The organism is Irregularibacter muris, from assembly GCF_024622505.1.
Lineage (GTDB): Bacteria > Bacillota > Clostridia > Eubacteriales > Garciellaceae > Irregularibacter > Irregularibacter muris.
Genome location: NZ_JANKAS010000013.1, coordinates 54206 through 76248 on the forward strand (window position 1 = coordinate 54206; position 22043 = coordinate 76248).

The window sequence follows — 22043 nt, forward strand, 5'->3', positions numbered from 1 at the left end:
TTAATCTCTCCTTCGCATTTTTAATTTTAGTAATGCAACGGCCTTCTTAGCATCTATATGATTTACGGTATTTTCACCCACTACCTCTGTTTCAATACCTTCTTTTGATTTGTTGAAATCCACGATGGTATCCATGTATTTATTGGTCACTACAAATTGGGCTTGTGTGCCTACAAAGGTCATACCCACCAATGGTATATTTCTCTTTCCGATTTCCTCTATAGTATTGGCATAATCCACATGGCTGTTGCCCCAGCCATCACAGGACAATATAGCTCCGTCTACTCTCATGGCTTCTAACCATGCCCCTACTCTTTGCCCCACAAAGTTTTTATCTGCATTGTCTTGGGGTGTACCCACTAACATTACTCCTACCACGTCGAGATCATCATCAGAAGTCGCTACATCCAATAGGGGATCTCTAAAATGGTGAAGAGTTGTTTCCTTGGTTGAAGGTCCTACTCCCATTTGCCCACCTCCTTTAGGTCATAGAGCGTAATGCCCCATCCCTATATTCATTGGGACTCATAATTATTGGAACATTTCCTATATCAATGATAGATTTTCCCCCTTCAAAACCAGAAGGTTCTTTGGTAAACAATTGGTTGTCATACATGGCTCCTTGGCCTGCTATTTGTTTAACAATTGCTACCCTTTTTTTACCAGGCCTAATTTTATCGTAAAACTCATGTTTTTCGGTATAATCACGACCTGGTAACTTCTTCATAACCTTCCTAATTTCCTGAACAAATTGATCACAATATTTATGCCCCTCTAGAGGATATTTCCTACTGGACATTAGTCCCTCTTTGAAGGTAATATCTATATGAATAATGATATCCTTCTTCCCTGGTGTTCCTGCTCTTTCCAGAAATAACTGCTTATTTAATATGCCTTCAGAGGAACCAAACTCTGCCATTTGATTTCCTTGGGCATCAGCCCCTGTCATCATGACATAGACTCCTGTAAGAGTATGGGTAATCCCTTCTCCTAATCTTCCCAATACTTTTGTGGAAATTGGCAGAATATCCATAATGCTATTTACCTCAATATCATGCTCTTGGGGTTTGATGATATGAAGATCTATATTTTCTATATATTTATTCTCTACAATTTTATCTTTAAAGAAATCTAAGGGTATAGTGAGCTTGTTCTTTCCGATGGAAAAGCCCTCTCCTATAACAACTTCTTCCATGTGATAGGCCTTTATCACCAATCTTCTCATTTCTAACTCATTGTCGATTTTCAATGGCTTTCACCCTTTTTAGGATTTTGTATCTATCTTCCCGAAGGAAGATAGATACAAGATATTCAATTAAACTTTAGCAACATATTCATATGGTAATGGTACAATTTTTCCAGGTGTTTGAATCTCAATGAGTTGTTTTAAGGAATCTCTACAAATATCTCTTTGCATTTCTGGATCATTAGGTGCTCCAGCATTAGCTCCCATAGGTACAAGGGGAGCAACTGCTCTTGGCGTACCGTTTTGTCGTACTACTGGAGGAAGAGCGGCAATAATAATAGTAGGGATGCCTGCTTCCTCAATCGCTCTCTGCACAATCACGGCAGAGCGGTGGCAGGTACCTCAGCCTGCTGTCATAAGAACTGCATCTACACCTTCATCTTTTAGAAGCTGTGCAATTTGTGGCCCTGTTTCCTCGGTGAATTTCTGTTGATTTCCACCGCCACCCATGAATCCTATATGGGTTTCGGCGATATCACCGATTAAGCCCTCTTCTTTTAATTCCTTTAAACGGTCAATGGGGAACATACAGTTAACGTCTTTATTGACATCTCCATTATCATATCCACCGTGGGATACCATTAAATCGCTAGCAGAAGCTGTTCCAGGAATTTCTCTAAAGCTAAAATCCCCTGCTAAGTTAAATCTTTTATCACTCTTTAAGTGCACACCAGCAGCTGTAGCCAATGCTACCTTCATATCCTTTAATTCCATAGTCACAGGAGTAAATACTGAAGGTGGTGTAATGGGAGCAAAAATTTCAGATTGTAATCCCTTTACAATTGTTAAACTCATTTTTCTACCTCCTATCTATTTTTCTGTCTGTCTAAATTACTACGATATTTTTCATTGATTTCAGGACTTAACACCTCTAAATAACTCATGTTCAGTCCTATTTCTTGTCCTACCTCTAAGGGGTAGTCAGTAATAAGCATTCTCATAGGGACTTTGATATGACCTAATCTACCTTTGAAATCTATTTCTACAGCACCATCTTTTACCTCTGTGATGATTCCTTCCATATATATAATCTTGTCACCATATTTCATATGCATTACCTACTTTTATGAATATTTTTCTTTCCTTTTTTCGCTTATGGGTAGTGATTGCTCATTTTCTACTCGATCAATTTCTATTTCATAAGTTTTCTCTATTAATTCTAAGTTGTTTTCCTTAACGTTTCCATTCCACTTTCTTTCTGGTGCTTTGATATCTTCTCCTGCTATAGCAGCTTTTAACATAACCATAGCACGCAATGCATCCTCTGGACATAGGGTATTACAGCATAATACTTCATTTTCAATTCCAGCTTCAGATTTATTGTGATCTACCATGTATTTTACGTGTTCGTTTCCTACCACAAGTGCTCCTTGTACTGCACAGAAGGACATTCCCACAACAGGTATTCCTCTCATACCGATTTGTTCAATATGGCTTACAAAGTCAATGTGATTGTTTCCAAAACCTTCAGTCGTTACAAAAGCTCCCTCTACATCTAAAGCTTCCACAATCATACCTAGTCTTTCAGATACATAGAATTTCTCTGCATTAATTTGTGGGCTTCCTACAAAGATCACTGCACAAAGATCAACTTCTGGATCATTCATAGCTTCTAATACTAAAGGCTCTCTCCAATAATGTCTGGAGTTTTCTTTAGAAGCAGGACCTATACAAGTCAGTGCATGAATTCCTCCATCTAGGACTTCTAATGGGTTTAAGACTACAGGTATGTTCCCTAAGTCAACATTAGGTTTTCCACCTAGTACACCTACTGGCTCTACAGGTAAAATCAAATTATCATGCATAGCTCCTTGACCCATAATTTCTTTAACAATTACAACTTTTTTCTTGCCGGGTCTTCTATATTGCTCGATTGTCTCTGTTTCTACTACTAAGCTTTCATCATCCAATTTCTTTAGAGCTTCTCTAATTTCTTGGGTGATGAAATCAGTAACCTTATGGGCAGCTAAGGGACCTGGTCTTTCCATGTTGGTGTGTTCTTTGATGACCACTTCTGTTTTAATGAAGATGTCTCCCTTATCAGGTGCTCCTGGTCTATTCCACATGATATTTTCTTCTAAAATGCCTTCGGAAGAACCAAACTCACCAATCTGTACTCCACCCTCATCTGTTCCAGTAACCATCATGATGACGCCATCTAATACTCTTGTTACGCCAGTACCTAATTTGCTGTCTCCTTCTTTTGTTGCAATAGGCTGAACGTCCATAATAGTTTCACTATATTGGTTATATTTATCCGGAGTGATGATATCAAACTTAATGGATACTACAAGGTCACTAACCTTTACTGCATCGTCACAAATATCTTCCCGAATATATAGAGTAGTGCCTTCAATTTTTGTTTCTGGTCCTACCTCTACTTTGTCAATTTTGTAATGCTTCTTCATTAATTCTCTTACTTTTTTGTCTTGTACTATAGCTTCTTCTTTTTCGGTATCTTTAGCTACTTCAACCACTTGAGCTTCTTGTGCTGCTGGAGCCTGAGCCATTGGAGCTACTGGTCCTGCACCATATCCCATGGGAATTTCTAAGTTGATATCCTTCCCTTCTCCAATATGGATTTTAAGAACTCCTGCATTACCATTCATAGCCACGGGCTGGGAAGCAGTTTGTACAGCAGGAGTTGCTTGAATTTCTTCTACCTCTACTACTTCTTCCTCTTTTGCACTTTCCATAGCTTTTACGCCTTCTAATAAATCTGGACTAAGAGGAGTTAGGGAGTCTATCGTTTCTTTTAGTGTTGCCCCTAATACCTCACCAATTTTCAAGCAATTTTCAGGAATAGTTAATAGGCCTGAATCTTCTAAATCTGGGAAAATTACTGGATCTTCTAAATCATCAGCAGAAATCACTTTCCCTACCTCTGTTCTACAACATACTACCGCATAATCCATTTTGTGTTGTTCTGCAGTTTCTGGAGTAATAGACATTGAAATACCTCCTTTATTTTCATAAAAATAATTATTTGTCTTTGATTTTTCTTATTAGTCTTTGACCTGCGGCTCGTAGAACATGATCTGTATGGTGATAGGTTGGTACTCCTAACCTAGGAGTAACTGTCATTACAGTGTTCGTTCAGTCCCCGCAGCTACCGACAAGAACAGCTTCGGCACCTTTTTTCTTTAAACTTATAAGTGTTTGTGCTTGCCCTGGGCAAATTCCGGGCAATTCACATCGATATCTCCCATTGACTTCTACCATTCTCTTACATCTTTCCTGGGCAACAACTTCTCCACCCATGGATTCTACCACTTCCTGTAATCGATCTTCTTGAGCACCACATTCACAGGCCAATATGCCAAATTTACGTTTATCTTGTGGGAAAGGCATGGCTACAAGTACGCCCCCAAGTGTTTTAGTGACAGGGCTATTTTCCTTTCCTCGACTACCGGTAAAGGGTCCGCCTAAAACAATTTCTCCATGGGGCTCTATATAACCCCCTGCTGCTTTAATTAATTCAATCACGGGGTAGCCTATAGGCACATCCATAGAGGTCAATCCATCTCTTGCATCCTTTACCCGTCCACCAATGGTAACGTCTTTATCTATTACAGGTTTTCTAGCCTCTATGGCTAAAGCTATATTTTTTGCTGTTTCCACATTTTGTACAATGGCATTGGCGCTACTTGGCAATTGGCCAGGTTTTAATTCCACTCCCAGGAGCTCTCGAATAACTACCCTTTCATCCCCTGATGGGTATAAATCCGGAAGATATTTTATTTCTATAGCTTCTTTTCCGATATTTTGTTTTAAAACATCAATGGTATCTTTATGTTTAGGCTTAATAGCAATTATTCCATGGGATGCTTCTGTGATTTCCATAATATATTTTAGTCCATTGACAATATTTTTTGCCTCTACATCAAGGTAATGGACATTATGTTTTAATATGGGTTCACATTCCGCTGCATTGATAATCGCATACCCACCAGATATTTTGGTTTTGAGTTTAACATGGGTAGGAAATCCTGCACCTCCTGCACCTACTATACCAGCCTCCATGATGGCTTCCAGCTTGTCATTGGTTTCTTTAATGGGTAGATAATCTTTAGATTGCTTTTCTTCAGCCTCTATGAGGATTTCATTTTCATTAACAGATTTCACCCTTCCATTGACGCTACTGTGGATAAAGGCACCTAAACCTTCAGGTTCTGCAATTTTTTCTCCCCTTTTCACCTCGTCCAATTCTTTGACTATAGGCTTGCAGGGGGCTCCCACGTGTTGTTTCAAAGGAAAACGGAATTCCATCTTGAATTCACCTCCTTTTATCTGAATTTATTTTATTTGTATTAGTTTGGATTTTCACAATTATAAATATGCAATAACCATGCCAAGTACGATATGTTTTAAATAAAATAACGCATTCCCGCTAATTTCAATGGAATGCGTTTTTCTATAAATATTTTCTATAGGATAAAAATATCTCCTGTGTCAAATTATTGACATAAATTCATAGTACATCTTTTTGGTATTTTTTCTAAAAGGTGTGTTATTCTGGTTAGCAGGCTACTTTACTGTAAAGAAAAGCATGACCCTTCTTTTTGTCAGATTTTTGACATCCTTCTAAAATGTTGACATTGTTATTATTTATTCAATACCATATTGGCTTAATTTATAATAAAGTGTACTTCTAGGTATGTTTAAGATTTCTGCTGCTCTTTTTTTATTGCCTTTCACTAAAGTCATTACTTCTTGAATTATTGAAATTTCAGTCTTCCTAAGGGTTTTTTCTAAATCATATTCTTGGGGTTCTCCCTCGGGATTATTTTTTCTCTTCTTTATATTCTTAATAATCTCTTCTGGCATAAGCTCCTTGGTAATATGATTATTTGTTGACAATACGACCAATCTTTCCATTGTATTCTTGAGTTCTCTAATATTTCCCTTCCATTCATAATCGGTAAGTATTCTTAATACTTCGGGTGAAATAGATAGAATATTACGCTGGTGAACCTTAGTAAATTCCTTTATAAAGCGATGGATCAGCAAAGGAATATCTTCTCTTCTTTCTCTTAAAGGAGGTAATTTAATGGATACTACATTTAGTCTATAGTAAAGATCCTCCCGGAAGGTTCCCTCCTCCATCATTTTTTCAAGATTCTGATTGGTCGCTGCAATAATGCGGGCATTTACTTTAAAGGACTTTTCCCCTCCCACAGGATGTACCATTCCATCCTGTAATACTCTCAGTAGTTTGGCCTGCATATCAATGGGCATTTCCCCGATTTCATCTAGAAAGATGGTTCCTTGGTCAGCCAATTGAAATTTTCCCTTTTTCCCCTTGGTCAAGGCTCCTGTGAAGGCTCCTCCTTCATAGCCAAAGAGTTCACTTTCTAGCAAATTGCTAGGTATAGCGCTACAGTTTATAGCAATAAAGTCACCTTTTCTTGCACTTTCTTGATGGATAGCCCGGGCAAATACCTCTTTACCTGTCCCACTTTCCCCTGTAATAAGGACGTTCACACTGGCTTTAGCTACCTGCTGGGCTAAGATAATAGCTTCTGTTAGCTTTTTGCTTTTGCCAATGATGCCCCCCAATTGGTATTGATCCTCTGTTATTTTCCTATATTCTTTCTCCAAAAACTCTACCCTATTTGTTGCCTCTTCTAGTTCCATGGATAATTGGATGATTTCTGTAATGTCCCTTTCTGAAGAAACTGCTCCTACTAATTGCCCTTCACTCCATAGGGGTTTGGCTGATATGGCCACATAGGTATCCTTTCTAGGGGAATGAGTAACATTTTCCACTGGTTCTCCACTTTTTATGACCATATCTAATAATGCTGTGGGGAAATAATCACTTAATTTTTTTCCCAGTAGTTCTTCTGCCTCTACTCCGTATACTCGTTCAGCACTATTGTTCCAAAAAGTCACTATTCCGTCCTCATCAATCACACAAACTCCTTCATGTAATCGGTCTAGGATAGTTCTCAATTGTTGGCTGAGTTCTTCTGTCTTTTTATAATAGGTATCCCTTAAGCTTATTGTATCTATCATACCTATAATTTTCTTGCCATCCCATATGGGCAAACTTCCTATGCCTTTAGCCACCATAAAATCTCGAGCTTCTTTTACTGGTTTTTGGGGGGAGAAAAGATATACATTTTTTCTCATGTGTTTCTCCACCGATTGATGTAAATCTACTTTCTGTCTGATCATATCCCCAATATCCGAATAGGTGATAATCCCCTTTACTTCTTCCCTATCTCCATGGGACATAAGAATAAGGGCTTCATTTCTTTTTTTTATTGCCATTTCATTCCACACTTCAAATAATGTGGCATTGGTTCCTACTTTTATTAAGTCCGTATCCATAATGTCTTCGGCGGTTAACTTAATAATTTGATTGAGAATCATAGGAAAACTCCTTTAAATAGTTTTGGAATACAAAATCTTTTCTTTGTTTTCATTATAACAGATGTTTTATAAAAAACTAGACAACAAAAAAACAATCTAAAAAGATTGCTTTGATTATATCTCTTGGTCGCATTGACAGGAGATTACTCCAAATTTTTGCTTGCCTTTCATTAGGATAGAACCTACATAAAACATGAAGCAATCCCTGCCTGAGATGGAGAATAAAACAAACTCTCCATCTATCTAACACAATAAATTGCTTTACAACTTATTTAAAAATTGTTTTAATTTATAATAGACGTCTTGGTCCCCTACCACGACAATGGTATCTCCAACTTCTAAGGTATACTTGGGTCCTGGGGAGATAATCATCTGTTCTCCTCTTTTTATGGCGATAATGGTGCCGCCGGTTTTTTTCCAGAATTCTACTTCTGCAATGGTTTTGCCTGCCTCTTTATAGGAAGATTCAATGTCAATTTCAAAGGGGTTGTAGGGATTGATATGTTTTAGATTATCACTATATTCAATAAGATTATGTACCATATCCCATAGATTAATATCCATTTTCTTTTTTTCTTCTAATAAATTTCTTAATTCCTTTTTAATACTGGCTAAAGAATGTTTCCCTTTATATTTTTCTATAAATTCATAGGCTAAATCCTTTGATAAAATAATAACGCCGCTTCCTTGGCTGACTTTAACTACTCCCCCCTCTGCTAAAAGGGCTAGAGACCTTCTAATGGTTTCCGGCGATACATTATATAGACTAGCTAAGGTAGATCTGCCGTATATTCTTTCTCCTACTGTAAATTCTCCCTGTACAATTCTATGGGACATATCCAAAGCAATTTGGGTATATCTAGATAATCCTCCCATAATCGTCACCTTCATTCCTATTATATTTTGCACAAGTAAAGTAACAACTATATTTTATTATATAAGTTGTCGATTGTCAATTTTCTTTATTTTTCTGGGGCTATAACTTATGTTCCCTATTTTAAATAAAAACTATGTCTTTTTACTCTATATATTCTACCACAATTCTCCTAGAAGGGGATATCCTTTCTTTTCACACAAAAAAAGCACTACATTTCTGTAGTACCTTTAATCCTTCACACTTTCTTCTATTTCTTCTTTTTCCACTGATTCCATTTTAGAGATGGATACCTCATAGGCTATTTTATTTTCTACCTCTCCATTGGGATATTTTTTTTGGTATTCTCTACTTTGAATTCTTCCCCAAAGTTTTATCCTTTGCCCTATTTCTAAGCCCTGGGCAAATCTTGCATTTCTGCCCCAAGCTATACAAGGAATATAATCTGATTTATTATAAGGCCTATTTACTGCAATAAGAAGGTCTGTTATTTCCCGACCAAAGGGTGTTGTTCTATAGGAGGGCTTTTTGCAAATAAATCCATCTAGATAAATTTGATTGGGGTTTTTATTTTCCTCCTCTGAAATAATGAAATCTACCTCTCTTACAAAGGTGGTTAATATTAATCGATTACTGCCCTCCACCATTTTATTATAAGATCGAAGCTGACCACTAATCATGAGATCAACTCCCTCTTCTAACTCCATATTTTGTAAAAGTCTTTCTGAAATTGTAATGGGCAAAACATCTGTAACATCACTCAAACGGGGAATCTCTAGAGTGGTATTATAAAATCCTTCCCCATATATTGAATGGCTGAATTTTAACTCCTCCCTTACTTTCCCCACTAGCACTACATTATTGGTATCCATTGTATTATTTACCATTACCTCCGCTCCCCTTCCTATACTCTCGTTCTTTATAAATAGATGTCGTATAAGACATAATTATTCCTGTTGTCCCATAAATATGAAAAAAATCTTCCTTTTGGAAGATTTTTATTTAAAAATAGTAATGACTTTGCTGTCTTTTTTGTATGTTGGCTCTTATGATTTCTTTTCCTTTGTCCATTTCTTGGGTGCCCAATAACATAATGAGATCCTTTTCCTCGGTTTTGGTGAGTATTTCTTTAATGCTCTCCGTCAAACAGGGTTTGTATATAAAGGGAATTTGATCTTTTTTTAATGTTTTTAAGAAAGTTTTTTGACCTGTGGATTTTGTTTCCCTTTTATTTTCCATGTCTTTACAATCTGTTAGATACAATCCTTTTATTTTTAGGGAGGACACCCAATTGCTAATGGTTTCTGCCTTTTTCTTATTTATGCTTTTCTCTTTATTTCCTCCTATAGACATGACCACAAATACATCATGGTAATCTAAGCTTTGAATGCTTTGGAAGGCTGTTTCCAGGCTATTGATATTTTGAGCATAGTCATCTACTACATAGTAGGGAGGCAATGAACTGTATTCTAATCTCCTAGGGACAGGATAAAATTTCTTCAAAGCTTCCTGTATGACCTCCACAGGTATCTCATAGATGAGGGCCAGTGTAATGGCTGCTAAAGCATTATATATGTTATGATATCCTATAAGATTTATTTCTATAGGAAACTCCTGTACTTCTATGATGTTTTGGTTATAACTATCTAAGGTTCTTTGTAGACAATAATTAAAGCGTATGTTTTCTCCCACATCAATACTCGATGCTGTGGCAGTGGATTTTGATTTTAAACCGTAGGTAATGGCATAGATATCCCCTTTACCTTGGATCATTTCAAGCCCCTTGGGATCATCCACATTAATAATGGCTCTTTTGTTTTTTTCTAATGGATCAAATAGATTTTCTTTCATGCTTAGAAAATCCGTCTTATCCTCCACCGTGTCGGTAGACAAATTGGTAAATATTGCGGTGTCAAATTCAATCTCTTTAAAATTTCCTTGTTTTAGAGACTGGGGGCATAATTCAATAGTAATCCATTGACTTCTTTCCCGGTCTATTTTGTTTAAAATTTCTTCTGAGCCTTTTACGTCCAAGCCATCAATAACCATCATTTTTTTAGCATTTTCTCTAAAAATAGCTTCTACCATTTTCACTATAGTGGTCTTTCCATTGCTGCCTGTTATTCCGATTATAGCTGGTTGGTGGATCCAATGGCTAAATTTTTCCATAGATGTCCGCTCCTTTTTTTTGAGGTATGTTTAGGATGTACCTCTTTTTAAAATTTATGTATTTGAACATAGATAAATGAAGTAGAGAACCCTAATCCATTTATTTTAAGAGAAAAATATCTTAAATAAAATACATATTCCTTACTTGCAGTAGTGGATAACACCTATCATCCATTCCAATACTAAATCCTAAGCCTTCCCACCGGCTATGCTCAGATACCCAAGCTTCTTAAGGACTTTAATATTTCCATTCATCCAGTGTTATCCCCACTGTCTGCAAAAGCGTCATTTCGTATTTTATTTAAGATATCTCCTTATTTTGCCCATAAATATTCTAGTTTTTATGTTGCCGACCTTCATGATCAATGTGATAGTCCTCTTTATAGATGAGTTCAGATATGGGTATGATTTCATAGCCTTCATCTTGAAGTGTTTTTAATATATTGGGCAGCGCTTGGGTTAGATACTTGGCATTGTTATGGAACAATACTATAGATCCATTTTTTACTTTTGATGTTACTCTTTCTACCATAGGCTCTACACCTAATTCCTTCCAATCTAGGGAATCTACATCCCATTGAATGGTATAATAGCCTTCTTCCTTGGCTGTGGTAAGTAAAGTGTTATTATAGGCTCCATAGGGCGGACGAAGAAGGATAGGTTTTTTCCCTATGATTTTTTCTATCTTCTCTCCAGTTACATTTAATTCTTTTATAATTTCTTCTTGGGAGATTTTTGCCATGTCCGGATGGGTACTGGAATGATTACCAATTTCGTGTCCCTCATCAAAGATTTTTTTCACCTGATGGGGATACTTATCTACCCAAAAACCCACTAAAAAGAATGTAGACTTAATATTGTGTTCTTCCAAAATATCCAGTATTTCTTGAGTATATTCGTCTCCCCATGCTGCATCAAAACTAATGGCAATTTTCTTTTCTGGTGTCTCTACACTATATATAGGCAGTTGGCGCTCTGGATTCATAAATACTTGTATGGTTCTAGGGGTAATCCCTTGGGTATAGAGGATAGAGACGCTGGTTAGTATAAAAATAAGAAAATAAGTGGCTATGGTTCTCTTTTTTACAAAAAAAATCTTCAAGAAACTTTACCTCCTTTTTTATGCTTTATTAGATTTTATTCCTTTTAAAGGAGGTTATGCTTTTCCACATAAAAAACACCTAAGAAAAAAGCCCCGTAGGCATATCAAGCCCCGGGACTTTTTACTTTTATTTTTTATCTCGTTCTCTTTTTTCCTTCATTGTACGCCATAATTTTTCATAGGAGAAGGGCAAGCTGTCAACACTTACTCCAGTGGCATCAAAAATAGCATTTCTTACTGCCCCCATAGTTGGATTGTTTGAGCCTTCCCCAATTTCCTTGAGTCCCCATGGAGTGGCTGGCTCATCATTACTATGAATAAGATCATTGGTAAAGCCAGGCATATCAAGAGCTGATATTATACGATAATTCGCAAGATCTCCATTAATAATCTTACCTTTATCGCTAAACAAGACTTGCTCAGATACAGTTTCACTAAAGCCCATACCAAATGCTCCATGAACCTGCCCTTCCATTAGAGCAGGATTTATAATCTGCCCAGCATCATGGACATCCCAAGCATGAAGAACTTGAATTTCCCCTGTTTCCTCATCAACCTGAACTTCTGCTGCCTGGGTACAGAAACTATAGGAAGGGGATGTAGCAACAGCCGCTCCCTTATGGCTTCCCCCTAATCGAGGTACCGTATAGACTCCTGTGCCTACCAAAGGACCTTTGATAATAAAATACTTTTTAGCCACTTCTTCAAAGGATAGGGGCTCAACCTTAGGACGAGATTTGGAGAATATCATTCCATCAATACATTCTAAATCCTCTGGTGGTAAATGCATCATAAAGCCGGCGGTTTCAAGAATCTTCGCCTTAATTTCTTCCCCTGCACGCTTACACACCCAACCACAGTATGCTGTCTGACGACTGGAATAGGCTCCGAAGTCTAGAGGTGCAGTTTCCGTATCTCCTGCTACAATTTTCATGTTCTCATAACGATACCCCATAGCCTCAGCAGCCATTTGCAATAGGACTGTGTCTGAACCTTGACCGATTTCTATTGCATTAATATATAATGTAGCTGAAGTACCGTCTTCATTTACCCTAATCATACCAGAAGAAGAGGGATAGTCGTTTCTATAAATGGGATATCCAGCACCAGTGACAAAAGATCCGGTAGCCATACCAATGCCTCTTCCCTTTGGCAAACCATTTTTCTTTTTCTCTTCCCAGTTTGTAATCTTTTTAATTTTTTCTAGAGCTTCTGGAAGACGACAGGTTTGAATACCCATGCCATTACAAGTATTTGTATTTGGTTGTCTGGCATTACGCTGTCGTAATTCAAGGGGGTCAATGCCCAAGTCCTTGGCTACATTATCCAAATGACTTTCCAAGGCATATTTGGGTTGAGGAGCACCATGTCCTCTTTGGGCACCACATGCTGGCAAGTTGGTGTACATTCTTCTTAAATCAAATTGGAAATTATCAAAATCATAGGTTAAAGGTAATAAGCCTCCAGAGTAGTAAGCAGTTGCTATACCTAAACTGGTATAAGCTCCTCCATCAAGAAGGAAATTTACTTTTAGAGCTAGGATTTTCCCCTCTTTGGTTACGGCAGTGGTAACTTCATAACGCCCTTGATGACGACCACGATTGTGTTGGAACATCTCATAACGATCATAGGACATTTTCACTGGTCTGCCAGTTCGTTTAGAGAGTACTGCACCGCAAAATTCTAAACCTGTAGGCTCTAGTTTTCCACCAAATCCGCCACCTACATAGGGTTTGATCACTCTGACATCACCCATTTTTAGTTCAAATTCTCGAGCAATATAGTATTGGAAATAGTGAACGGACTGGGTACTGGAATACACAGTAAGTTTTCCATCCTTCCATATAGAGATAGCTGAATGGGGTTCAATGGGGGATTGATAGGTACGCTGACCTTCAAATACATCTGTACGTATATGATCTGCTTCAGCAAAGGCTTTTTCCATATCTCCAAATTTGTGATGGATTTCTGTATTAATATTTCTTGGATATTCTTCATGGATTTGTGCCTGCCCTTCATCGGCTGCTGTTCTATAGTCCAGCACTGCAGGCAGTATTTCATAATCAACCTTTATAGCCTTCAAGGCTTTGTAGCAAGTTTCCTCATCAACACAAACAACTGCAGCTACTTTATCTCCTACATGTCTTACCTTTTCGATACATAATACATTTTCATCCCAGCGGGCTGGACTAATCCCATATTTAAGATCTGGCACATCTTTAGAAGTGATAATATCTACCACGCCAGGTATTTCTAAAGCCTTTGAAATATCAATATTCAATATTCTAGCATGGGCATGGGGACTGCCTAGTAACTTTCCATAAAGCATTCCGGGAAATTTTAGATCTCCACAATATTTTGCAGAACCAGTGGCTTTTTCTCGACCATCTACTCTAGGTTTACTTTTACCTATTTGAGTATGCTCTCTTTCAGCATACATGGTATTTTCCTTAGGATATACTACACCTTCCATATATTATCCCTCCTTAATTTGGTATTTCTTGACCGGATGCAGCCATAATAGCCTTTATGATATTGATATATCCTGTACAACGACAAAGGTTTCCGGAAATGCCTGCCCGTACTTCTTCTGCTGTGGGTTTTGGATTCTCTGCTAACAATGCTGTAGCGGACATAATCATACCTGGGGCACAGTATCCACACTGAATAGCACCATATTCAACAAATTTTTCTTGTACAACAGACAATTGATCCGTGTCTGATACACCTTCAATGGTGGTAACCTTTTTACCATCTGCATCAAGAGCTAATATTAAGCAGGAGTTAACGGGCTTCCCATCTAATAATATAGTACAGGATCCACAATCTCCTAGCTCACAACCTTTTTTAGTTCCGGTAAGATCTAATTCATCCCGTAAGAAATTAACTAACAGAGTATTTGCTTTGACTACCCTTGTATATTCATCTCCATTTACGTTAATGGTAACAAGCTGATGCTGAATTCCTTGGTTATCCATAATAACATTTGACACTTATATCCCTCCCCTTTTAACTATTTTCCTTTTTGGTAATTTGCTCTAATACCCGCTTCGTATAAATACGTACTAAGTCTGTACGATACTCAGCTGACGCCCTGAAGTCAGAAATAGGTTTACATTCCCCACTAGCTATACTCCCTGCTTCCTCTAGTAACTCATTACTGATCTTTTTCCCTATAAGAAATTTTTCAGCTTCTTTGGCACGAACAGGTGTAGGAGATACTGCTCCCAGAGCTATTTTTACGTCTTTAATCATATCTTCCTCTACATTAATGGTTGCCGCGACACCTACAACGGCCAAAGCTCCCGATTTACGAAGGGCAAATTTATAATATCCACTTCCTGTATATTTTTGGTCAGGAATGATTATTTCTGTTATGATTTCATCATTGGCCAAAACCGTTTTGCCAGGACCTATAAAAACTTCTTCTAGTGGCAGTGTACGCTCACCTTGTGTTCCCACAAGGGTAAGACTTGCATTTAGAGTGATAAGAATTGGTGGAATATCTGCGGAGGGAACAGCACTGGCAATATTTCCCGCGACAGTTCCCATATGGCGAATTTGGTTTGCCGCCATGGTTTCAGCAGCTTTTGAAACCGCTGAATACCTCTTCTCTAATAATTTAGAAAAAACTAAATCATTGTGAGTACAAGCGCCACCTATTACCACCCCTTTACCTTCTACATATTCAATTTTTTTCAGATCAGCAATGTTTTTAAGGGATATTAAAACTTCTGGCTCCAATAATCCGTTTTTCATTTTGGGTAAAATATCCGTTCCACCACAATATGCCTTTGCACTATCGCCAAACTTTGATAAAAGCTGGCAAACTTCCATAACACTATCTGGTGAATAATACTTAAAATCCTGTAGATACACTTTTTCTTCCCCCTTTAATAAAATAATTTTTTGCTTGTATCCTTAATTGTTCATTATTTTTTTAAGTTGATTCCATTGGGGCTCAAATATCTCCTTAGGCATTTCTTTTAAATCCTTAGAAATTTTGGGCCGAAATTCCATAATAGATAGAATATCTTTTTCCACGTCAAGACCTGGAGCGATTTCAATAAGTGTCATTTCCCCTCCCTCCAGTGTGAACACAGCACGCTCTGTAACATAGAGTACAGATCTTCCATCTTTGTAAGCTTGTGGCCCACTAAAGGTAATTTGATTAACTTGATTGACAAATTTTTTCACTTTACCCTCTTTTAAGATCTTAATGGTTCCATCTTTCACCTCATATTCTGCTCCACCGGCAGTCATGGTTCCCACAAAAACTACTTTTTTAGCAGCACTAGAAATATTGACAAAACCACCTGGACCAACTACATTAGAACCAAATTTACTTACATTAAGATTTCCTCGTTTATCGGTCTGGGCAAGACCTAGAACACATAAATCCAAGCCACCACCATCATAAAAATCAAACATATAGGGATGATCTACAGTACATTCAGAATTATAAGTAGCAGGAAAATCAAGTCCGCCTGCTGGCATCCCCCCAAAGTTTCCTAACTCAGTGGTCATGGTAAGCATCTCTGTTACACCTTCTTCAGCGGTTACAGCCCCAACACCATCAGGCATACCAAGACCTAAGTTAAGAGTGATCTCCGGTCTTAATTCCATTGCTGCTCTTCGGGCAATTACCTTGCGCTCATCTAAAGGTAGGGGTTCTCTACTTCCCAAAGGCATTTTACTCTCTCCAGAGAGGGCAGGATTGTAGCCGGTTATTTTTGTTTGCATATGATTTTCAGGTTTAGCAACAACGATATAGTCTACCAATACTCCAGGAACCTTTACTTTTTTCGGATGAAGGGTACCTGATTTGGCTAAATATTCTACCTGAGCGATCACTATTCCCCCATTATTTTTTGCAGCTGTTGCCAAAGGAAGGGCTTCTAAAAACAACGCCTCTTTCTCCATAGTCATGTTTCCTTTTTCATCCGCTATTGTTCCACGAATGACAGCTACGTCAATAGGCCAAGTTTTGTAATATAAATACTCTTCTCCTTCAATCTCCATTACTTTTACCAAATCATCCTTGGTTATCTCCGATATTTTGCCTCCCTCTAACCGAGGATCTACATAGGTGCCTAAACCAACTTTTGTGATCACTCCAATTTTTTTGCCTGCCATTTGTCTCCATTGGTGGGTGATCACTCCTTGGGGTAATAAATGACATTCCACTTTATTTTCAGCTACTAATTTACCTAATCTAGGCGCTTCTCCGATGTGACCAGCAATTATCTTTTTAGGAAGACCCTCGTGACCAAAATGATTCATTCCCCTTGTCTTATGATCTCCACATCCACAGCTATGGGTAAGAGTAATTCCCCGCGGATGTCCAGTTTCTAAAAATCTTGCTTCAATGGCCGACGCTACTTCTTCGGCGAAATTGCATAATCCTGCTGTAGTCCAAGCTACTGTTGCCCCATCTTTAATCAACTCTGCCGACTGCTGGGCTGAGATTACTTTTGACATTATCTTATCCCCCTTTAACAATTTGTTTTAACATAGCCTCTATTGATATCCTTTTCTCTTGGCTGGACAATCCCTCTCCACCTAATCATTAACCAAAATTAACTCTAGGGAAATCCATTGTTATGATTAATGACATGGACAAATCCTATCGATGTAATAAAGCTATATCAATAACTCGTGCTTTTCTTCCTCTATCTATAGTCGCGAAATCGTTTTGCCTTTAAATCATATAAAGGTAAAGTTCCTGGTGGCACTATCTTTACATTCATATTGATCATAAAAGTTTCACGCAATGTCTCAGCCACTTTCTGCCCAATGTCCTCCCATTTACTGGGATCTACATCATCCTTTAGTTCCAATTGAACTAATATCTTATCCTTTTCACCATCTTTTAAGGCCATATACTCATATTGGTCAGAACATTCTTTGATGCCACGTATCACATTTTCAATTCCCGTAATGGATACGCATACCCCCTTGATTTTAATGATATCCCCCATTCGTCCTTGATATCCTTTAAATTGACTAAGGGTTCGTCCGCATTTACATACAAGGCCTGTTTCTATACCGTTGACAATATCTCCGGTTTCAAATCGAATCACACAATGGGTTTTTTGAACTAAATCCGTCACCACTAATTTCCCTGGATTTCCTGGCTCTACAGGTTCATTGGTCTCTGGATCTAATATTTCTAGATATACTAAATCCTCGTTAATATGTGATACTCCTTCTTCACACATCCATGTAATATAATTTGTTTCTTGGGTACCAGAAAGATCATATATTTTGCATCCCCATGCTTCTTTTAAACGCAAACCCGTGTTAGGAACGGATGCAGACCCACATTCTCCAGTAGTCAATAGGAGGCGTATTCCCATTGATTTGGGGTCAATTTGCCTTTTTTTTGCAACATTGGCCAAATGCAAAAGATAGGTGGGGGTGCCCGCTAAAACTGTGACTTGAAGTTTTTGAATCATCTTAATACGTGTCAAGCTATCCCATGTCCCCCCTGGAATCACTAGAGAACCAATAAAGTGCTCACCAGCATCATGGAGGCCAGCAAGTCCTATAAAAGGTAAAAAGCCAAAGGCACAATGTAGAATATCATCCTTTCTAACACCTGCTGCCCATAAACCTCTTACTCCACCTTCACAAAAATTTCCAAAATAATCTTCTTTGGTGAAGGGGATCAATACTGGCTCACCTGTAGTTCCTGATGTCATGGCTATTCGGTTAATTGGTCCACTGCCAGGTATCCTCATCATTCCATAGGGTGGATCTTTTTCTTGACTTATACGAATTTCTTCTTTTGTCAGAATGGGAATGTATTTTATGTCCTCTATGGTCTTTAACTTTTCAGGATAAAAATCATTTTGCTCCCATTTCTGACGATAAAAAGAGCTTTTGTCCCATAGATAGTTTATTTGTTCAACCAATCTCTTAAACTGAAGTTTTTCCATTTCTTCTCTAGGTAGTAGTTCTGCCACTGACCAATACTTATATCGAACATTTGTGGTTTGCTCATTATCTGTCACAATGGTTTATTAACACCTCTCCTTCATTTTTAGATTATTATTTATGAATTTCTTAAAAATAGAAGATGGTCTTGCCAAAACTTTATTAAAACAATATGGGCCGTGCCAATAAAAACATCGCTACAGTCATGATAATGGTCCAAAGTACGCACACTGGCACTCCTGCCTTAAAGTAATCTCCCATCTTGTACTGCCTCGATGCATAGGTAATGAGGGGCACAGGATCAAGAGGTAATAGAAATGCTGCGGATACAGTAAAGCCCATAGGAATAGCTAAAAATGCGGGATTCATTCCTATACTCTGTGAAAAAGCCACAAGAGTAGGTACCATGATGGATACAATAGCCGGATTTACAGGAACTAATAAATGAATGAGTATTGTAAATACAATGATAAATAGAAGAACAATTAACATAGGTGCTCCCTGTATACCACTTAAAGCGGACTCAGCTATCCATGTAGCAGCACCAGATTGCCATAAGGTGGTTCCCAATGAAGTGGCCGCTCCGATAAGTAGAATGGTATCCCAGCCAATTTTATTCTTAATATAATCCCAAGTTAATAAATCAATTCCTGGAAGGAAGAAAAGTGCTCCCCCAATGGTAGCAGTAGCGGGTAGGGGTATACCATGAATGGATTCTGTAAACCATGTAATCAGTAATACAATCAAAATACCAATAAATTTCTTTTCCTTTACATTTATTGCACCTAAGTTTTCATAATCACTTCTAATTCCGTCTAAATCAGTCAATGTCTCCAATTCTGGTTTAAATACGATGGTTAGAATTTTATAGGTTAGAGGAATACCCACAATAACTACTGGAATTCCTACCAAAGCCCACTCACCAAAGCTTATGGAAATATTTGCTGTAGATTCTAGCAGTCCCAGGGTCATTACATTTAATGAAGATCCTGCCGGTGTAGCTACACCACCGATTAAAGAAGCAAAGGGAATACCGATCATAAGAAGCTTGGCAAAATTACTTGAGCCCGTTTTACAATTGTTTTTCTCCAAAAGGGCTAACCCTATAGGAAAAAATGCAGCAACTGCTGGCACATCTGAGATGACTGCGGACAATGTTGCAGTAGCACCCATCAAATAGAAAGCAACTCTCTTGGGATCTCCCTTGGACATAATAGTCAATTTCATTGAGATGCGATTACTTAGACCACTAGACCCCAAGGCACCTGCTAAAAAGAAAGAGGAGACCACAAAGAGCAAAGTGGGATTAGCAAAATTTTGAACAGCCACTCCCATAGGGGAAATACCAATGACATGTTGAATAAATACCAAAACTAATGAAGCAACTGCTATAGGCAGGGCTTCGGTTACCCATAAAATAACCGCCGAAACCATCAGAGCAATGGATTTTAATCCTTCGGATGTAAGTCCATCGAGTAAAGGTAAATTGGAAATAATAAAATAAATGACAATTACACCTAATAACCAAATAATTCTCTTTTTATTTTTCATATTTTGTGGTTTTTCTTGGTTAAGATTAACCACGTTTGCACCAGTGGACGATTCTGTACTCATACTTTTCTCTCCCTCCAATCTGTTTTTAAGAAATGATGAATAGAGCACAACATTTAAAATCTTTGTTGGATTATCACCTCCATATTTTAGAAATCATAGTAAAATTGTGTGTCAATTTATTCACTTCTACTTATTGTTAATATGTTAACGATTATGGCTAAAAAAAGTCTTCTTTGAAATAGTCTACTGAATTAACACCCAATCTTCCCATAGCTTAATAAGAAGGTTTTGCTAGTCTTTCTGTATTTACTTTATCATCCAACTACTGAAAAATTAAATATTCTTTTGTAATTACATTCATTAATTTAACTTATTAATCCGCACAATCCCCTAATATTAGCCACTTTATCTTATAAACTTTTTCTAGATATAGAATAACTAAAATCTATGGGATTTTTTTATAGATAAAATCTTTTTATCATTGCACAAAAAAAATTGCAATGATATAATAAGACTACAATTCGTTAATTTTATGCCATGTGTGTTAACTATTTACTGCGCTTTTGTAAAACTTTTCCTTAAATTGGTCTTGATACTAAATTTAATTCATATATTTATATTAATCTTTTAACTTGTATGGGGTAATAACTCTAGCTCTATTTTAATAAGGTTGTTTTGATTGTTTTGCTTTTAAGGCTAATATAAATACCAATGATTTTTGGGGAGGGTATCATGCAATTTCATCAGTTAGAATATGTATTGGCTGTGGCAAAGTTTCATAGTTTCACTCGTGCGGCTGAAGAGATTAATATCTCTCAATCTTCCATTTCACAGCAGATTAATAATCTGGAAAAGGAATTGGGGGTAAACTTATTCATTCGAACCACTCGTTCTGTAAAACTTACTTCAGCGGGAGCAGCCTTTGTAGAGCATGCCGCTCGTATAATGTCGGAAATCACTGCTGCCAACCAATGTATCCAGGAATATGCGTCAGTGAATAGAGGGCATCTCACCTTAGGAATTATCCCCATTGTAGGTCATTATTTCATTCCTCATCTGTTAGCAAGCTTTCAAAAAAAATACCCTGATATTCAATTGTCTCTTTTGGAAAATCAATGTGATGAACTCTTAGAAATGTTACATTCCTCAAAAATAGATGCGGCCTTTGTTCAACAGATAAGTCCTGATTATACCTTCCAGTATGTTCCTCTAGTTACCGATCAAATGGTGGTTTTGACTAGTGCTGAACATCCACTAGCTTCTAAAAAATCTGTACACTTAAAGCAATTAAAAAATGAGAATTTCATTACTACCCCTATTACCTCTGGACATTATCATGACTTTTTTAATGCTTGTCAAGCTATGAATTTTAATCCTAAAATTCGAATGACTTGTTCTTCGGTTAAAACAATACTGGGTTTAGTTAGTGAGGATTTAGGCATTACAGTACTTTCCTCTAGGGTTGCTGCTACTATTGATCAGAACCCCGGAATTACTACTTTGACCTTAAGCCCTCCCATAAATAGAAAGATTTTTCTTACCATTAATAAAACCACCAATATATCGCCAGCTCTTAAAGTCTTTGTAGACTTCACTGCCTCGTGGATTGAATCAAAGATTTCTTAAATACATAGAATAAAGCACCTATTATTAAAATGAGGTGACCCCTTAAAGTTAGACTTTATTAGCGAGACAGTTTCGGCTGCCTCGCTATTTTTATGCAGCCTGAAGACTAAGTCTGTATTGCACTGGACTTAGCCATCCAAGTTTCTCTTTAATTC

General features: G+C 37.5%; 18 protein-coding genes. 1 reads left to right on the top strand and 17 read right to left on the bottom strand.

Annotation, left to right across the window (positions count from 1 at the left end):
- The 17 genes from NSA47_RS12495 to NSA47_RS12575 all read right to left on the bottom strand — a co-directional run bounded on the left by NSA47_RS12495 (position 1) and on the right by NSA47_RS12575 (position 20322).
- Positions 1 to 468: a glycine/sarcosine/betaine reductase component B subunit gene (locus NSA47_RS12495; RefSeq protein ID WP_257532495.1), complete on the bottom strand. Its 468-nt coding sequence runs from the start codon at positions 466 to 468 to the stop codon at positions 1 to 3.
- Positions 469 to 481: 13 nt separating this feature from the next.
- Entirely contained in the window at positions 482 to 1243 is a 762-nt protein-coding gene (prdD, locus tag NSA47_RS12500) for a proline reductase cluster protein PrdD (RefSeq protein ID WP_373370329.1), read from the bottom strand.
- A gap of 72 nt (positions 1244 to 1315) precedes the next feature.
- Positions 1316 to 2041 carry a D-proline reductase (dithiol) protein PrdB gene (prdB, locus tag NSA47_RS12505; protein WP_257532498.1) on the bottom strand — a complete coding sequence of 242 codons (726 nt, stop codon included), beginning with the start codon at positions 2039 to 2041 and terminating at the stop codon, positions 1316 to 1318.
- An 11-nt stretch (positions 2042 to 2052) separates the two neighbouring features.
- Positions 2053 to 2301, bottom strand: a complete 249-nt coding sequence (locus tag NSA47_RS12510; RefSeq protein ID WP_257532500.1) for a CBO2463/CBO2479 domain-containing protein — start codon at positions 2299 to 2301, stop codon at positions 2053 to 2055.
- Positions 2302 to 2310: 9 nt separating this feature from the next.
- Positions 2311 to 4197, bottom strand: a complete 1887-nt coding sequence (prdA, locus tag NSA47_RS12515) for a D-proline reductase (dithiol) proprotein PrdA (protein ID WP_257532502.1) — start codon at positions 4195 to 4197, stop codon at positions 2311 to 2313.
- A 31-nt stretch (positions 4198 to 4228) separates the two neighbouring features.
- Positions 4229 to 5536 (bottom strand): proline reductase-associated electron transfer protein PrdC, encoded by a 1308-nt coding sequence (gene prdC / locus NSA47_RS12520; protein ID WP_257532531.1) that lies wholly within the window; start codon positions 5534 to 5536, stop codon positions 4229 to 4231.
- Positions 5537 to 5854: 318 nt separating this feature from the next.
- Positions 5855 to 7624, bottom strand: a complete 1770-nt coding sequence (locus NSA47_RS12525; protein ID WP_257532504.1) for a sigma 54-interacting transcriptional regulator — start codon at positions 7622 to 7624, stop codon at positions 5855 to 5857.
- A 261-nt stretch (positions 7625 to 7885) separates the two neighbouring features.
- Positions 7886 to 8533 carry a GntR family transcriptional regulator gene (locus NSA47_RS12530; RefSeq protein WP_257532506.1) on the bottom strand — a complete coding sequence of 216 codons (648 nt, stop codon included), beginning with the start codon at positions 8531 to 8533 and terminating at the stop codon, positions 7886 to 7888.
- 195 nt (positions 8534 to 8728) lie between these two features.
- Positions 8729 to 9385 carry a single-stranded DNA-binding protein gene (locus NSA47_RS12535; RefSeq protein WP_257532508.1) on the bottom strand — a complete coding sequence of 219 codons (657 nt, stop codon included), beginning with the start codon at positions 9383 to 9385 and terminating at the stop codon, positions 8729 to 8731.
- Between the two features lie 115 nt (positions 9386 to 9500).
- The gene (locus tag NSA47_RS12540; protein WP_257532510.1) at positions 9501 to 10667 is read right to left on the bottom strand and encodes a Mur ligase family protein; all 1167 of its coding nucleotides are present in this window, start codon (positions 10665 to 10667) and stop codon (positions 9501 to 9503) included.
- Positions 10668 to 11001: 334 nt separating this feature from the next.
- Positions 11002 to 11769 (bottom strand): polysaccharide deacetylase family sporulation protein PdaB, encoded by a 768-nt coding sequence (gene pdaB, locus NSA47_RS12545; RefSeq protein ID WP_257532512.1) that lies wholly within the window; start codon positions 11767 to 11769, stop codon positions 11002 to 11004.
- A 127-nt stretch (positions 11770 to 11896) separates the two neighbouring features.
- Complete coding sequence (locus NSA47_RS12550) at positions 11897 to 14242, bottom strand: molybdopterin cofactor-binding domain-containing protein (protein ID WP_257532514.1); 2346 nt, start codon at positions 14240 to 14242, stop codon at positions 11897 to 11899.
- Between the two features lie 13 nt (positions 14243 to 14255).
- Positions 14256 to 14762, bottom strand: a complete 507-nt coding sequence (locus tag NSA47_RS12555) for a (2Fe-2S)-binding protein (protein ID WP_373370328.1) — start codon at positions 14760 to 14762, stop codon at positions 14256 to 14258.
- A gap of 16 nt (positions 14763 to 14778) precedes the next feature.
- A complete protein-coding gene (locus NSA47_RS12560; protein ID WP_257532516.1) occupies positions 14779 to 15648 on the bottom strand; it encodes an FAD binding domain-containing protein in 870 nt (289 codons plus the stop codon).
- Positions 15649 to 15690: 42 nt separating this feature from the next.
- Positions 15691 to 17250 carry an acyl CoA:acetate/3-ketoacid CoA transferase gene (locus NSA47_RS12565; protein WP_257532518.1) on the bottom strand — a complete coding sequence of 520 codons (1560 nt, stop codon included), beginning with the start codon at positions 17248 to 17250 and terminating at the stop codon, positions 15691 to 15693.
- A 191-nt stretch (positions 17251 to 17441) separates the two neighbouring features.
- Complete coding sequence (locus NSA47_RS12570; RefSeq protein WP_257532521.1) at positions 17442 to 18785, bottom strand: phenylacetate--CoA ligase family protein; 1344 nt, start codon at positions 18783 to 18785, stop codon at positions 17442 to 17444.
- 85 nt (positions 18786 to 18870) lie between these two features.
- A complete protein-coding gene (locus tag NSA47_RS12575; protein WP_257532523.1) occupies positions 18871 to 20322 on the bottom strand; it encodes an SLC13 family permease in 1452 nt (483 codons plus the stop codon).
- Between the two features lie 672 nt (positions 20323 to 20994).
- Between NSA47_RS12575 and NSA47_RS12580 the strand changes: the two genes are divergently transcribed.
- Entirely contained in the window at positions 20995 to 21888 is an 894-nt protein-coding gene (locus NSA47_RS12580) for a LysR family transcriptional regulator (RefSeq protein WP_257532525.1), read from the top strand.
- Positions 21889 to 22043: the final 155 nt, after the last annotated feature.